This is a genomic window from Sulfitobacter litoralis (assembly GCF_900103185.1).
GTDB lineage: Bacteria > Pseudomonadota > Alphaproteobacteria > Rhodobacterales > Rhodobacteraceae > Sulfitobacter > Sulfitobacter litoralis.
Window position 1 is genome coordinate 42,413 of sequence record NZ_FNJD01000023.1, and the last position, 15,362, is coordinate 57,774.

Sequence of the window (15,362 nt, forward strand, 5' to 3'; positions counted from 1 at the left end):
ATGCGTTTGTTCCTGTTCATCGGCAACCTAGGGACTGGCGGTGCCGAACGGGTGGCGGTCAATCTGGCCAATGCCTTCGTACAGAAAGGTCATCACGTGACCTTGGCAACATTGAGTGACAAGGACCGGGATGCTTATCAAGTATCGCCCGATGTCGTGCGATTGGCGTTTGGAATGGCGGGGCGCAATCGCGGCCCTGCCAAGCTTTGGGCACTAGTGGCGCGTATTCGAGCATTGCGCAATGCTATCCGGCGCGACCGGCCAGACACAGTATTAGCTATGATGACACAGGAATCCATCATGACTATAATAGCCTGTGCTGGCTTGCCCGTTCGCGTTGTAGTCTCCGAACGCAGTGCCTTCTGGATGCGCCCACGACCATGGTTGTGGGCATGGCTGTTTCGCTGGTTGTACCGCTATTCCGACACCCAAGTGGTGCAGACTAAAGAGATTGCCCGCCGCGTGGCGCGTGAGACGGGAGCGCGGTCATTGGTTGTAGTCCCCAATTCGGTTGTAGTGCCAGTGGAGGGGTATGGCGCGACGATCAGACCCGAGACCGTGGTTTCCGCAGATGCCAAGGTTATTCTCTTGATCGGTTCGAAGCCATATACTAAAGGGTTTGACGATGCGCTATTGGCATTCCAAGCGCTCGCCCGCCACCAGAACGGCTGGCAGCTGGTGTTTCTGGGGCTGCCGGATGGTCATGATTGGGCACGACAAATGTCGTCAGCGCCTGATGCTGCAGGGCGGGTCAATGTAATCCCGCCCGTTGCCAATGTGCAAGACTGGTACGACCGCGCGGCGATATTCGTCCTCAGTTCGCGCACCGAAGGGATGCCAAATGCACTGATGGAGGCCATGGCCAGCGGCTGCGCTTGCATTGCCTACGACTGCCCGACTGGCCCCGCTGACTTAATCGAAAATGGAGTAAACGGCCGTCTCGTTGAAGCTGGTAGCCTCAATCAATTGACCGACGCTCTGATATCTATGGCACATGATAAAAAATTACGGAATCGCCTTGGAAACGCGGCAAGATTTATTGCCCAAAGACATGCACCTGAAATCGTCTTGTCCGCTTGGGAGCAGGTTCTTTTTCCAAGCCAATATCGTCTCAAAGGACAAAATAAACGCACCTAAACTGAATTTTCGAACGATCACGATCAATACGTAGGGGAGCACATCACACATGGAATTATTGATCCATGCCGGGTTAAACAAGGCCGGGTCATCTTACTTGCAGGCTATTCTGCATGCAAACTCGGCAGCATTGCGCGAACAGCACATCTCCTATACCGGTGGTACCAGTAAAAACGGTAATGCAACGGCTATGGTGCTGCATTTGCGCGCAGGCAATTTGCACAAAGTTGAGTATCAACTGAAGGCCTTGATAGAGCAGGCACGGATCGACGGGGCAAAGAAGTTGTTACTTTCAAGCGAAGCGCTTTATCATGACCTTGTCGTGCCTGAGCATCGCCAACAGCTTTTTTCGATTTTTCGAGAAACAGGGTTGAGCCGACCTCATATTTTGCTGATTTTTCGAGAGCCAGTTGCACATTCAATTTCGGCTTATAGCCATCGCGCTGGGCGCAAACATGCCGAGGAATTCCTAACTTGGCTAAACAGCAGCTATGAGTTTCCTCATGAGTTGCCACGGTTCTTAGAAATGCTCACGTGTGAACAGGACGTGGACTTAATGCTAAAGCCCTATTCGAATACGGGCTTGGATAACATACTGCAAGATTGGCTAGGCCCGGTCACATTGCCGGAGAAAGCACCAAAGACAGTCAACGCCTCCCCATCGCTGACCGAGGCCGAGTTCTTGGTTCGGGTGCGTCGCGTTGATATCGCGATGGCAGAGCGACTACGCCGTAATTTTAAACGGATTGAGAAGGCAAACAAGGCCCCGGATACCGCCCTTAGAAAAAGCTATGAGCACATGGCGCGCAGCGAGCTTGTCAGACTGAACCCCCATCTCGAAAAGCTGAGCGCATTGGTCGGAACAGACCTCACCGTGTCACCGCCTGGCTCTGTTTCCGCCGTTGATGGCCTGACCGTTTTGTCACCGGCGCAAGTCGAGGCGATTGCCATGGCATGTCACAGTGAAAGCTTTCTAATCCGTCGTTTAAAGAGTGCCATCAAGCAGTTTGTCCGGCGTGTGTGACTTGGCAGGAACATACGATGCTGTACCACACCCAATTACAGGCAATTTGAATGAAATACTTGTTTTACATCGCCCCACCCTTCGCAGCCTTTGCAGGCGACATAATGCGAGAACTTGCGCGGAAAGACCCATCGGCAGAATTCTATGCGATCAGCGCCTATGGGAAACGCGAAGTGCAGGTATTGGAAAGCCGTCTGGGACGCCCATTGGATGGATGGAGCGAGGCAATGTCCAAGCAGCAAGAGTGGATTAAAACACCAGCTACTGACAATGACCATACCGCTTTTTTAGCCCGGTATGGACAAGAAGTATTTACTCGGACACTGATTGCCGACCGCTTTATTGCAAAGGGGTATGTATCAGGCGGGACTGTGAAACCTCATCCCGAGATTGACGGCGCTCTAAAGAATGAAAAATTTGGCGCTACAAATTATGTCATCGGGCTTTATCGATTTGTTGACGAAATTATGGACGAAGTCCAACCCGATCTTGTTTTTAGCTATGTAGTCGCTAACTCCATTGCATTTTCAATGGCAAAGTCTGCGGAGGCTCATGGTGTCCGCTTTGCTCAGATCAAGCCCGCCCGAATTGGTCAGCGCTATATTATTGATACTAGTGTCAAAGACAGCTTCAGTATGGTTCATTCACACATTGAAAACCTGCGTACTACTGATTTGAAGAATCAAATATTTGATCAAGCGCGCGAATGGTTGAATGACTTCCGCGAGAAGAAACTTCAACCAGAATATCACGTCGAAAACACGCGGAGGATGCTTTCACGTAAGTCTTGGAAAGTTTACGCCGAAGCTGCTTTTCAGATCGTCAATCATGGCTTCCGGTATGCCTTGGATCGTTATGAAGGCCGGCGGAAAAAGATCGCCCGCGCACTTATGCGGATTCGTATTGAGCACCGATACAAGCATGACATGAGAAAATACTTGGGTGGTACCCTCCCGGGGACACCATTCGTCTACTATCCGTTACACGTCGACCCGGAAGCCTCAACTATGGTCTTGGCTCCGTATCACACGGATCAACTGTCCGTCATTGAAGGGTTGTCGAAAGCGTTGCCTCCCGGTGAACTACTTGTCGTCAAGGAGCATCTGCCTATGGTTGGGCGTCGGCCGGCAAGGTTCTATGCCCGCATTTCTGCGATGCACAATGTTGTGTTGCTAGGGCCTTTGTACAATGGCGTTGAGGTATTGAAGTGTTCTAATAGCGTCGTGGTCATAACTGGTACAGCCGGATGGGAAGGGTTGTGTCTAGGTATACCGGTATTAGTGATTGGTGCTGCGCCATACACTCTAATTGGTGAGGGGTTGTGCGTAGAGGGAAACCTTGCTGAGTTATCGACCGCTTTGACCCGCGCACGGTGTCAGCCACCGGCATCAGACGAAGCGCTTGTGCGCTACATTCAAGCAATTTTCGACCATTCTTTCGAAATGCCTGCCAAGACTATCTTTGGTGGCTATAGTGAAGTCCCTCCAGAGGTGACCGAACAAGCATCTGCCTATATTGCCACTCATATTGAAAAACTGTTGGGCGTAGAAAGGTGAGTATCTCGCGCCCCTTAGTATCGATACTTTTGCCCAAAATGTCCGGTGGCGGCATTTCCCGGACACGGGCGGCACTGGCGAAGGGACTTCTGGAAACGGAACAGGTCAGAGTCGAGTTCGTGTTGGAAAAAGGCGGTGGTGTGCTTCAGGACTTAATTCCGGAAGGTGCCAGCGTTCACATTGTCGGTCCAATGCGCTTGCGGCAATCAGTCGGTATCTTGGCCGCATATTATCGGCAACGTCAACCGGCAGTTATTCTAACATCGAAGGAATTGCATGCCTTTGCGGCAATCCTTGCGAGGTGGGTTTCCCGAGATAAAATCGGTGTCTTTCCTACCCTGCATGGTGACTTCGCGATGCGCCTTGCCAAGAACCGCTCACGCTTCGAAGGGCTCTGGTTGCCGCGCGCAGTAGGGTTGCTTTACCGCTCTGCAGATGCCGCTATAGGAGTGTCTGACGGGGTGGCCGATGGCCTAATTTCCGCTACTGGATTGCCGCAGGACAAGGTGGTGGCAATCCATAATCCTTTCAATCTGGACGCTATCCGTGCCCAGGCGATCGAGGCGGCACCCTCACACCCATGGCTTGCACCTGACCGTGATCGCCCTTGTCTTGTTGCTGCTGGTCGGTTGGCGGTCCAGAAGGACTACGGGACCTTGTTACGCGCGATGGCAAGGGTAGTCGCACATCGTCCAGCGCGGTTAGTAATCCTTGGTGAAGGAGTAGAGCGTGGCATTCTGGAAGAGCAGGTGCGGGCGCTCGGCCTTCAAGAACATGTATCTATGGCGGGGTTCGTGTCCAATCCTTTCCCTGATATAGCTGCCGCGGACGCGTTTGTTCTGTCCTCCTTGTGGGAAGGTTTGCCCGGCGTGCTGATTCAAGCGCTGGCTCTGGGAAGTCAGATAGTTTCGACGGATTGTCCGCATGGTCCTCGCGAAATCTTGAGCAAAGGTACATTGGGTGGGTTGGTTCCAGTAGGGGATGATATCGCTCTTGCAAAGGCAATTTGCACTGCACTGGATCGGCCGGTAGGGACGGAACGCCTGAGATTGCGCGCGGAGGATTTCGCGGCGGCACGCATTACCGAGCAATACCTTGATTTATTTCGCGCGCACGGCGCGTTATGATGGGAGTTAAAACTATGCCTGATTTCTTCATTGTCGGGGCCCCAAAGTGCGGTACCTCATCCTTATTCCAGTACCTAGGCGACAATCCGTCGATCTTCATGCCCTCTAACAAGGAACCGCATTTCTACGCTAGTGACATGTATACACGTGAAACAGGTTTGAAGCGACGCGTCTCTGACAAGTCAGAGTACGAGCGCATGTTCGCTAGGGCAACCGCTGGTCAGATGAGCGGCGAGGGGTCGACCTGGTATTTGTTCTCGACAGTGGCGATCCCGCAGATACTTCGTGACCAGCCCGACGCCCGATTTATCGTCATGCTGCGTAACCCAGTTGACATGGCGCTGTCGCTACACAACCATCATGTGCGTAAGCTCTATGACGACATCGAAGACTTCTCACAAGCATGGGCATTAAATGCCATGCGTGCCAACGGTGAAAGTCTGCCTCCGTATTGCCCAGATCCCAAGATGCTGGACTATCGAGAAGTCTGCCGCTTCACGCCGATGCTTGAGCGTTTGTTCAACTTGGTGCCGCGGGAGCGTGTTCATGTGATTATTTTTGAGGAATTTATCCGCGACCCCCGCCGCGCCTATCTTGACACCCTAGCGTTTTTGGGCGCTACGGATGATGGATGCACCACATTCGAGAAGGTCAATCCCAATCGCCGTTTACGCTCGAAGCGGCTGTATGAGCTAATGACCTACAAACCCTTTCCGATCAATCTTATCTATCCAGGTCTGAAACGGGTTGCCAACACCTTGGGCCTCAGGCCTGGGCGCGCAGTGTTCAAGCGTAACGTTACCGTCGAAGCCCGCTCGAATCCGGATCCCACCATGATGCGTCGTTTGGCCGACACGTTTGAAACCGACATTCCTGCAGCCGAGGCTGTGTTAGGCCGAAACCTTGATGACTGGCGAGCTCGTATAGCAATTTTGCAGAAAGACGATTGAGATGAAGATCGCCTACGCTGCACAAGTCCCAATCCCCTCTCACCGTGCCTATGCGGTACATGTAATGCATATGTGCAAGGCTTTCGCGGAGCAGGGTCATGAAGTCACCCTTTACGCTATGCCCCCCAGTGTAGACGCTGGCGATCCGTTTTCTTATTATGGCATGTGTGCGGATTTCCGCCTTGAAAAGGTACGCCTCTTGTCCCTTCGTGGGGTCGCCGGGCCGCTTTATGGCCGTGAGATCGTGCGCCGCAGCTTGGCCGGTCAGCGTCCTGATCTGCTCTACAGCCGTCACATTTACGCGGCCTATGCGGCCTTACTGGCGGGGCTTCCGGTGATCTACGAAGTTCATATGCCATACAGCAACGGTTTTCATCGGTTGTTATTATCGCGTATGTTGCGCGACAAAGAGCGCTTCAAGTTGGTGGCTATCACACAGGCGTTAAAGGAGCAGTATCTTCGGGATTTTCCGCAAATCTCTGGTGACCGCATTCATGTTGCGCATGATGGTGCGGTCTTGCCTGTTCGGTCCGTCCCACCAGGTCTCGAGGTAAAAAAGCTCCGCGTCGGGTATGTCGGCAATCTATACCCAGGGAAAGGAATGGAACTGATCGTCGAGATCGCAGAAAGAATGCCTGAACTGACCTTTGACATTGTTGGAGGCCGCCCGGTGGACGTCGTCCACTGGGGAGATCATATCAGTACCGACAACATCGTGCTGCACGGACAAAAACCGCATGGCGCACTTCAGCCATTCTTTGACCAAATGGATGTCATGTTGCTGCCGCTTCAACGCCAGGTTTCGCCAGATGGTGGCGGAGGTGATATTTCGCGATGGACCTCGCCCATGAAGATGTTCGAGTACATGGCGCAAGGCCGTGCGATCGTCGCGTCTGATCTGCCGGTACTGGGTGAAGTTCTGAAGAATGAGCACAATGCCCTGATAGCTCCCGGCGGTGATCCCAACGCTTGGGTCCGTGCAATCCAGCGATTGCAATCTGATGCCATCCTTAGGTGCAGACTGGGCAAAACCGCGCGGCAAGAACTGGAGGAAAAATATACTTGGGCAGCACGGGCGAAGATGATCCTTGATGTGTCTCCAGTAAATGACTGAGAGCACTTCCCTCGATAGACAAAGAAACGACCTCGTAATGATGTGCACTTTTTTACGCATTGCAGTGCGGACATACCACCGCAACCCCGCTATATTTTGGCAGATTTTGAACTTTAGTTTTCCCGATGTGGTAATCCTTTGCATATCACCATACACAAAAGATTATTGCATTTGGCTTTAACAGAACAACCTGAGGTGGATAATACGAGCAGAAAAATATGGTTATTCCCACATATTATATTTTATAAATACACCGATGGCTTAAACGCCTCACGTGAATATTATTTTTACGACTAGGAGATACTTTAGTTGATTGCCGTCCCAATGAAGTCCGAATTATACTATAAAATAGTGCTCTGCCTCTGAAAACTAGATCGTTTAAATCTGAAGCTTTCCGCTAAGTTTGTATGGCTGGGGCAATGGTGGCATTGTATGATGCCAACTTGGGCTTTTCCCGGATAGAGACGAACCCCTTTACTAACTGAAACCGATTCAGTCCGAGGAGATCCAGCATGTCCACCATTGATAGCGCCCACGCACCTGGGATGCCCACCACAACCGTATCGACCTCAGACCAGCAACGTCCGATCGCGCTCATGCTGGGGTCCTTTTTTGGGCGTGGCGTCTGCCGTGTACGGCTCAATCTTTGTGCCGCACTGATCACGCGCGGCTATAAAGTCGACCTTTTAGTAGTCAGTGGCGAAGGTGAGATGCGTGACGATGTCCCTAAAGGGGTGCGCGTGATTGATCTGCAAGCTTCGCGGGCCCTGAAGGCGATACCGAAGATCGCCAAGTATATTAGACGTGAACAGCCCATTGCGATTATATCTGCCGAAGACCATCTGAATGTGGCGACTCTGATCGCCCGTAAATTATCAAGGCGCGCCCCCCCCATATCCGTGAGCAGCCACGTACTGCATCACATTGATGCTGGTAAACCGTTCTGGACAAAGCGCTACTGGACGCGCTTTGCGCTGCGACTGATTTATCCATGGGCAACTTCACGAATTGCTGTTTCGTCTGGTATGGCAGATACCATGGCAGAAGTCACAGGACTACAACGAAACAATATTGACACGGTGTTCAACGCGATTGTCACCGAGGACATTAATAAGCGAGCTCAAGAGGCGTGCCCGCATCCCTGGCTAGAGGATCAAGAGCACCCCGTGGTTCTTGGGGTAGGGCGGCTGACAGACATTAAAGATTTTCCAACCTTGATCCGTGCCTTTGCTAAGGTGCACGAGTCTCATAAGGCTCGTCTTATAATACTGGGAGACGGGCATAGAGAACGTGAATTGCGAGAGCTGGTTCACCAGATAGGTCTGGATGACGTTGTTTATTTTACTGGCTATGTCGACAATCCGTTCACATTTCTGAGTCGTGCTTCATTATTCGTTCTCTCGTCGCGAAACGAAGGCCTTCCCGGTGTTCTGATTCAAGCGATGGCCTGCGGGTGTCCAGTCGTGTCTACGGACTGTCCGCATGGGCCACGGGAAATTCTTGATGATGGCCGTTTCGGTCCACTAGTTCCGGTAGGCAATGTCGCGGCGCTGTCAAAGACAATGGCCGAGGTGCTGGATCATCCCCCAGACCCGAGCACTCTGAAAGACCGTGCCGCGCTGTTCGAGGTCAACCATATCATTGATGAATACCGTAAAAGGTTGGGCTTTTGAAATGTCGCAAGATCTAAAACCTGCTGATGTCGCGCTATTCCTGCCAGCCTTTACTATTGGCGGGGTCGAGCGCATGCGTTTGAACTTGGCCCAAGGTTTTCTGAAGGCTGGGTATTCAGTTGAAATGGTTGCGCTCGATGCAAGCGGGCCCCTTCGCAACGAGGTGCCCGAGGGGGTGCGCGTAATTGATCTAGGTGGCGGTCGCATGCTGGGTGCGTTGCCAAAGCTCGTAAGGTATTTCCAGCATCATAAGCCCAGAACTTTTTTATCAGCGTTGGATTATGCCAACCTCGTTTCGCTTTGGGCCCATGGTATCGCGCGGGTCGATACGCGCATCTATATTGGAACACACAAGGTTCTGTCGCTGGCTACAGCGGAAAGCGTGTTGCTGCGAGAAAAGGTCGTGATGCCAGCCCTGTTGCGGCGCGCATATCCACGCGCCGACGGGATTATCGCAGTATCCGATGGAATTGCCGACGACCTTGTAAAGTATTTGGGCCTACCCCAAAAACGAGTGACAGTAATTCATAACCCTGCCTTGACAGATAAGGTTCTGGCGCAGGCGCAATACCCCGTTGAACATCCTTGGCTGGCAACTCCTGAGGATGCAGCACGCACGATTATCAGTGTTGGCCGCCTTGATCGCCAGAAAGACTTCCCAACTTTGTTAAGAAGCGTTCACAAACTTCGCAAAACGCGGCCGCACCTGCGCGTGATCATCCTCGGAGAAGGCCCCGACCGCACTCGGATCGCAGCCGCCGCAACCACATTGGGGCTCGAACTCGGTCAAGGTGGGCAAGTTGACCTTCCAGGGTTTACTACAAACCCATATGCTTACATGTCACGAGCAGCTCTTTTCGTTTCTTCGTCGGAGTGGGAGGGATTCGGAAATGTGCATGTCGAGGCCTTAGGCTGCGGCTGTCCGGTGGTGTCTACGGATTCTCCGTCCGGACCTGCCGATATCCTTGAAAACGGGAAGTATGGGCCGCTTGTTCCTGTCGGGGATGCCGCCGCATTGGCAACAGCGATAGACCAGACTTTGAAAGACCCGCTACCCTCAGAGCAATTACATGCGCGGGCGATGACGTTTCATGTGGACAGGGTTCTCGAAAACTACCTCTTACTTATGCAATTATGACCCAAACACCCAAAAAATTGCGCGTAGTACATCTGATCCCATATGATGGAATCGGCGGGGTAGAGATTGCAGCTCATTCATTGCCAACCGGCTGGCATGAAAACCTGCTTTTTGAGCGGCAGTACCTTGTGCGCGAAGCCTCTGTGACCCCGCAAACCGGTGAATATCATGGCCCATCAACGCCTTTGAACGATCCCAGGGCATACTGGCACGCGCTATGGCGCTTGGTTCGCAACCCGCCGGATCTTTTGGTAGCGTCGCTATGGCGATCCGCGCTGGTTCTGATTTGCTTCAAAATTTTGCGACCAAACAAGAAAACGGTTATCTTCCTGCATCTAGCACATGACGTTCATCTTATAGATAAGCTGGCAAACAGCATTGCAATGCGCCTTTGCGACGCAATCTGGGCCGACTCTACAATGACGCTCACACAGCGCGTACCTCAGGTCTTGAGAGGCAAAGGTAGAACAATCTCGTTTCTACTGACATCGCGCCCCCTCCCTACTCCCCGCGCCCCAAGAGCAAATTTCGTCTTTTGGGGACGGCTTAATGCACAGAAGGGACTCGACCGATCCCTCAAACTCTTCGCCGCCATAGCGCGGCGGTTGCCAGAAGTACGTTTCACAATCATCGGTCCGGATGGAGGAATGGGAAAGGCATTACGCGCGCAGGTGAAGAAGATGAATCTTGAGAGCAGAGTGGTCTTCTCCGGCCCCATGTTACATGATGATATTTCTCAAGCGGCGGCACAGGCCTCCTTCTATCTTCAAACCAGCCACGACGAAGGGATGGCGATGGCGGTTGTCGAAGCCATGCAGGCTGGTCTGGTACCAGTGGTAACCCCTGTTGGCGAGATCGCCCGCTATTGTCGTGACGGTGAAAACGCGGTACTCGTCCGCAGCGATGAGACTACGGTTGATACCGTTCTGGCTTTGCTAGAAGATTCTGACCGCTACAAGCGAATATCTAGCGCTGCAGCAAAATACTGGCAATCAAAACCACTCTACCGCGATGATTTTCTTGTAGCGGCAAAAGAACTAATGGGAGGTCAGACGAATGCCGCCTGACCGTTGTGATATAATCTTTGAACAGGACGGCTAACATGTGTGGCATTTGCGGCATATTAACTCCAGTTGCGGATGACGCGCTCGTTAGCTCGGTGCACATGATGGCCGACACCCTTCATCATCGTGGTCCAGACGATGCTGGTGTCTGGGCAGATCAGGACGCGGGTGTGGCCCTTGGCCATCGGCGGCTGGCGATTCTTGATGTCTCCGAAGCCGGTGCTCAGCCGATGGAATCGGTCTGCGGACGCTATATTCTTGTCTTCAACGGCGAAATCTACAACCATTTGACCTTGCGTGCGAACTTGGAGGCGGCTAACGCAGCGCCAGCATGGCGTGGTAGTTCGGATACCGAAACCTTGCTTGCGGCCGTTACCCATTGGGGCCTTCAGAATACACTGCAGCGCGCTCATGGCATGTTCGCCTTGGCACTCTGGGATCGGAAAGCGCAGCGGATCAATCTTGCGCGTGACCGGATGGGTGAGAAGCCGCTCTACATTGCCCGCATCGGGAGCGGTTGGGCATTTGCCTCAGAACTCAAGGCGCTGCTAGACGTTCCTGGTTTCGAGGCGCGAATTTCTAATGACGCAGTGGCTGCCTATCTTGCATACGCGTATGTACCTGAAACCCTTTGCATCTTTGAGCATGTGCAAAAGGTACCCCCGGGCCTGGTGATGAGCCTGTCACCTTTTAAAGCGGATCCCGAGACCAAGGCTTATGAAACCTTTAATGATCTTCTTGATCGCGGCCTTGTCGACAGACATCCAGGCGGATCAAAACCGCTCGATCAGCTTGAAACGACACTCGAAGATGTCGTCGGCGAACAAATGCTAAGCGATGTGCCACTTGGCTGTTTTCTCTCCGGTGGAATCGACTCCTCGCTGATCGCGGCCCTGATGCAGCGTAGCAGTACCCAAAAGGTGCGTACCTTCTCCATAGGGTTCAGCGAGGCTCAGTTCAACGAGGCCCCGCATGCGGCGGCGGTCGCGCAGCATCTGAAAACAGACCACGCCGAATTTATTTTATCGGAAGAAGATGCGCTTAAGGTAATTGCTGATCTACCAGAAATCTATGATGAACCTTTTGCCGATTCCTCACAGATCCCCACTGTCTTGCTATGTCGCGAGGCGCGCAAGACTGTCACGGTAGCTTTGACCGGAGATGGTGGTGACGAGATATTTGGTGGGTATAACCGCCATATTTCCGGGCCTAGGCTTGCCTCCGCCCTGCACCGCCTGCCCCGTAGCCTGCGCCGCGCGACCGGACGAGGCATCACGGCCTGTCTCCAGGGACGCGCGGTCGAAGATGGACACCTGCGCCGCCTTGCCGCGCGGCTGAAGCTGCCGGTCACCGCCCTCGACAAGGCTGCGATGCTGGCGCCGCATCTCGGCGAGATCGACGACTTGCAGAGCCTCTATCGCTATTTCACCCGCGCCGACAAAGATCCCGCGTGGCTGTTGCGCGATGCCGTACCTGTAATCGACCCACAGCCAGAATTTCCAGTCGGAGGAAGCGAATGGCTGATGGCGATGGACAGCGTAACCTATCTCCCCGGGGATATCTTGGTAAAGGTAGATCGGGCGGCGATGGCAGCCTCTCTCGAAACCCGCGCACCCTTTTTGGATGCGCGCGTGGTCGCTGCTGCCTGGGGCCTCCCACCGGAGATGAAGATCGCCCATGGCAAGGGCAAGCAAGCGCTGCGAGCTCTGCTTGATCGACACGTACCACGAGAATTGATCGATCGCCCGAAACAGGGCTTCGCCATACCCATAGACCGATGGTTGCGCGGCGCGCTGCGCAACTGGGCTGAAAGCCTGCTGCAAGAGGGAACGCTGGTAGACTTGGTAGGCCTCGACCCCGTGGCGCTCGATGACATGTGGGCGCGCCATCAATCGAGCAGGGCGAATAATGGGGCGCGGCTCTGGACAGTCCTGATGCTTCTGGATTGGTTGAAGCGTTACCGGCATCACTTAATTATTCCGCATCTGGCCGAAAAAGAGCTTACTTGATGCTGCCCTACTGGCTATTCTTCATCTTCCCCGCCATGGCCGCGCTCACTACCGCACCGATGACGCGGGTGCGCGGCGACGGCACAAGATCCATTCGACTAGACCCGGCCTGGGTGCTGACGATCTTGCTGCTGACAGCGGTAATCGGCTTTCGGTATGATGTCGGCGGTGATTGGAACAACTATTTCCGGTATCTGTTTGGAGCCTATTCCCTAACATTCGAAGACTTAGGTAACCTGGAAGACCCGGGCTACTGGGCGCTCAACATTCTATCGGTGCGCCTTGGTTGGGGCATGACTGGCGTCAACACTTTCGGTGGCCTGATCTTCTCGGTTGGGCTCGTCGTCTTCTGCCGAAGCCTGCCACGCCCATGGTTGGCTCTCGCCTGCGCGATACCTTATCTGGTGATCGTTGTGGGTATGGGATATACAAGACAAGCTATAGCCGTCGGGCTGGCTATGATTGGCCTCATGGCCCTATCGCGCAAGCGGTTGTTGGCTTTTGCCGTCTGGGTTCTTCTGGGAGCACTGTTTCACAAATCAGCAGTACTGCTGATCCCGATTGCCGGACTCGCCACCACCACGAACCGCTGGCTCAGTTTGGGGCTTGTAACTGTCGCCACCATTCTCGCCTACACTACTCTTTTAGAAGAGAGTGCAGAGAACCTGATTAGTACCTATGTCGATGGAAATATCGAGTCAGCGGGGGCTTTCATCCGCCTGGCCATGAACGCCGTTCCGGCAGCACTTTTTTTATGGTACCGGCAGCGCTTCGCACTCACACCGAATGAAAAAAAACTCTGGACCCTAATGTCACTGATCGCCATAGGTCTGTTCCTAGCCTTTTTCCCCACCAGCATGAGCACGGCACTTGATCGTATGGCGCTCTATATAATCCCGTTACAATTGTTTGTGTTCGCTCATTTACCCGACGCGGTTGGGGCTTTTGGACGGCGCAATCAATCGATTGTCGCTTTAATCCTGCTTTACTATGCATTGGTGATGTTCGTCTGGTTGAATTTTGCCAACCACTCACACCGCTGGATTCCGTACCAGTTCGGCTTGGCTTGACCACGCTATCAACAGAGTTATGAAGGTGGGCAAAAATTGCTATTGGGTAGGTTAGTTCGATGGATTACCGCAGGGAGATTGATGGCCTCAGAGGGCTTTGTTGATGGCGTGGATGCCCCCACCTACCGGCATCGTAATGTGCCACTGTGATGTTTCAGAAAGCATCCCTCAAAGGGAGAGCATCCATGTCAGAAGTTAGCATAATCGGCATAGACCTTGCAAAGCGCGTATTTCAACTTCACGGGGCTTGCGCAAACGGAGCAGTTATTTTTCGCAAGAAACTGACGCGTGTTCAGCTTCGTGCGTTTATGAGCCAACAGCCCGAATGCATTGTTGCGATGGAGGCTTGTGCGACAGCCCATTGTTGGGGTCGCGAGATTGAGAAACTCGGCCATACGGTGCGGCTGATTGCACCGAGCTATGTGAAGCCGTTTGTAAAAAGACAAAAGAACGATGTTGCTGACGCCGAAGCCATTGTTGAGGCGGCGTCGCGGCCAACAATGCGGTTTGTTGCGCTGAAGTCCGAGGCCCAGCAGGCGCGTGCCATGCTGTTTCGGACACGGCAGATGTTCATCGGTCAGCGCACTCAGACGATCAACGCACTGCGTGGCCATCTTGCGGAGCACGGTGTCGTTGCACCAAAGGGAGCCATCCACCTCAAACGCTTGGCCGACACAGTTGCGGATGAGACCATAGGCTTGCCCGAAGACGTCCGAGAACTTGCCCAAGTATACCTCGCCCAGATCGTAGGTCTCAATGTTCAGGTTGCAGCGCTGGATCAGAGGATGAGGGGTGCTGCTAAAGAAGCTGAAGCGGCACGGCGGGCCCAGACCATGCCGGGTGTGGGGCCAATCACAGCATTGGCAATTGAGACCTTCGCGCCTGATCTGAACTGCTTTCGCCGAGGTCGGGATTTTGCGGCATGGCTGGGCTTGGTCCCCAAGCAGAGCTCGACGGGTGGCAAACCTCGCCTTGGTAAGACCTCGGACCCTCTCGGGACCATGCTTCGCATGACCCTGACGGGCAATGGATGGGCCAACGCGACATTCGCCGGCTGCTGATCTCTGGCGCAATGTCTGTTCTACAAGCTGTTGAGCGATTTGGAATGCCGCATAACACTTGGCTGATAGCCATGCTGGAACGCAAACCACGTATGCTTGTTGCCGTGGCACTGGCGAATAAGATGGCCCGCGGTCTGTGGGCCATGGTGACGAAGCAAGTGGACTACCGAACCCCGGCAACGATGGCATGAGCGCAATGCGACAGACATCAAAACCCGGGACTTGAGCGTGTGACGAGATCGATGAACAGTAAGGGAAAATGATCGGAAAGATCCGGACCAGACAAAGCAGTCTTTGTGCAGGAGCCCATGAGCTCGATTTGTTGATCTGCCTTTGGTTCGCGCATCGCCATACCGGCCCGCGGCTGTATCAACCGCTGCAACGAGAGGCCTGATACATGACCGCATCCGATCACACACTCAAACCGTTCAGAAATCTC

Annotated in this window: 12 protein-coding genes and 1 pseudogene; 12 read left to right on the plus strand and 1 reads right to left on the minus strand. The window is 53.5% G+C overall.

What is annotated here, in order from left to right:
- The 12 genes and pseudogenes from BLQ98_RS15380 (at window position 1) to BLQ98_RS15435 (ending at window position 15,114) form a co-directional block, all read left to right on the plus strand.
- The gene (locus BLQ98_RS15380; protein ID WP_093734140.1) at window positions 1-1,137 is read left to right on the plus strand and encodes a glycosyltransferase; all 1,137 of its coding nucleotides are present in this window, start codon (window positions 1-3) and stop codon (window positions 1,135-1,137) included.
- A gap of 49 nt (window positions 1,138-1,186) precedes the next feature.
- Window positions 1,187-2,161 carry a hypothetical protein gene (locus tag BLQ98_RS15385; RefSeq protein ID WP_093734141.1) on the plus strand — a complete coding sequence of 325 codons (975 nt, stop codon included), beginning with the start codon at window positions 1,187-1,189 and terminating at the stop codon, window positions 2,159-2,161.
- A 50-nt stretch (window positions 2,162-2,211) separates the two neighbouring features.
- On the plus strand, window positions 2,212-3,717 hold the full coding sequence (locus BLQ98_RS15390) for a capsular polysaccharide export protein, LipB/KpsS family (protein WP_093734142.1): 1,506 nt from the start codon (window positions 2,212-2,214) through the stop codon (window positions 3,715-3,717).
- Entirely contained in the window at window positions 3,714-4,844 is a 1,131-nt protein-coding gene (locus BLQ98_RS15395; protein WP_141135350.1) for a glycosyltransferase, read from the plus strand. Before BLQ98_RS15390 ends, BLQ98_RS15395 begins: the two co-directional genes overlap by 4 nt.
- 14 nt (window positions 4,845-4,858) lie before the next feature.
- Window positions 4,859-5,794, plus strand: coding sequence for a sulfotransferase family protein (locus BLQ98_RS15400; RefSeq protein WP_167354564.1), 936 nt, complete (start codon window positions 4,859-4,861; stop codon window positions 5,792-5,794).
- A gap of 1 nt (window position 5,795) precedes the next feature.
- Window positions 5,796-6,908 (plus strand): glycosyltransferase family 4 protein, encoded by a 1,113-nt coding sequence (locus BLQ98_RS15405; RefSeq protein ID WP_093734145.1) that lies wholly within the window; start codon window positions 5,796-5,798, stop codon window positions 6,906-6,908.
- A gap of 512 nt (window positions 6,909-7,420) precedes the next feature.
- A complete protein-coding gene (locus BLQ98_RS15410; RefSeq protein ID WP_093734146.1) occupies window positions 7,421-8,581 on the plus strand; it encodes a glycosyltransferase in 1,161 nt (386 codons plus the stop codon).
- Window positions 8,553-9,719, plus strand: a complete 1,167-nt coding sequence (locus BLQ98_RS15415; protein WP_244148454.1) for a glycosyltransferase — start codon at window positions 8,553-8,555, stop codon at window positions 9,717-9,719. Before BLQ98_RS15410 ends, BLQ98_RS15415 begins: the two co-directional genes overlap by 29 nt.
- Window positions 9,716-10,786, plus strand: a complete 1,071-nt coding sequence (locus BLQ98_RS15420) for a glycosyltransferase family 4 protein (RefSeq protein WP_093734148.1) — start codon at window positions 9,716-9,718, stop codon at window positions 10,784-10,786. The genes BLQ98_RS15415 and BLQ98_RS15420 overlap by 4 nt, the downstream gene beginning before the upstream one ends.
- Window positions 10,787-10,821: 35 nt before the next feature.
- The gene (gene asnB, locus BLQ98_RS15425; protein WP_093734149.1) at window positions 10,822-12,792 is read left to right on the plus strand and encodes an asparagine synthase (glutamine-hydrolyzing); all 1,971 of its coding nucleotides are present in this window, start codon (window positions 10,822-10,824) and stop codon (window positions 12,790-12,792) included.
- A complete protein-coding gene (locus tag BLQ98_RS15430) occupies window positions 12,792-13,862 on the plus strand; it encodes an EpsG family protein (protein ID WP_093734150.1) in 1,071 nt (356 codons plus the stop codon). Before asnB ends, BLQ98_RS15430 begins: the two co-directional genes overlap by 1 nt.
- 185 nt (window positions 13,863-14,047) lie before the next feature.
- Window positions 14,048-15,114, plus strand: a pseudogene (locus tag BLQ98_RS15435) (IS110 family RNA-guided transposase).
- Between the two features lie 17 nt (window positions 15,115-15,131).
- Here the strand turns inward: BLQ98_RS15435 and BLQ98_RS18385 are convergent.
- The coding region (locus tag BLQ98_RS18385) for a hypothetical protein (protein WP_208596078.1) at window positions 15,132-15,362 on the minus strand (231 nt) is incomplete at its 5' end.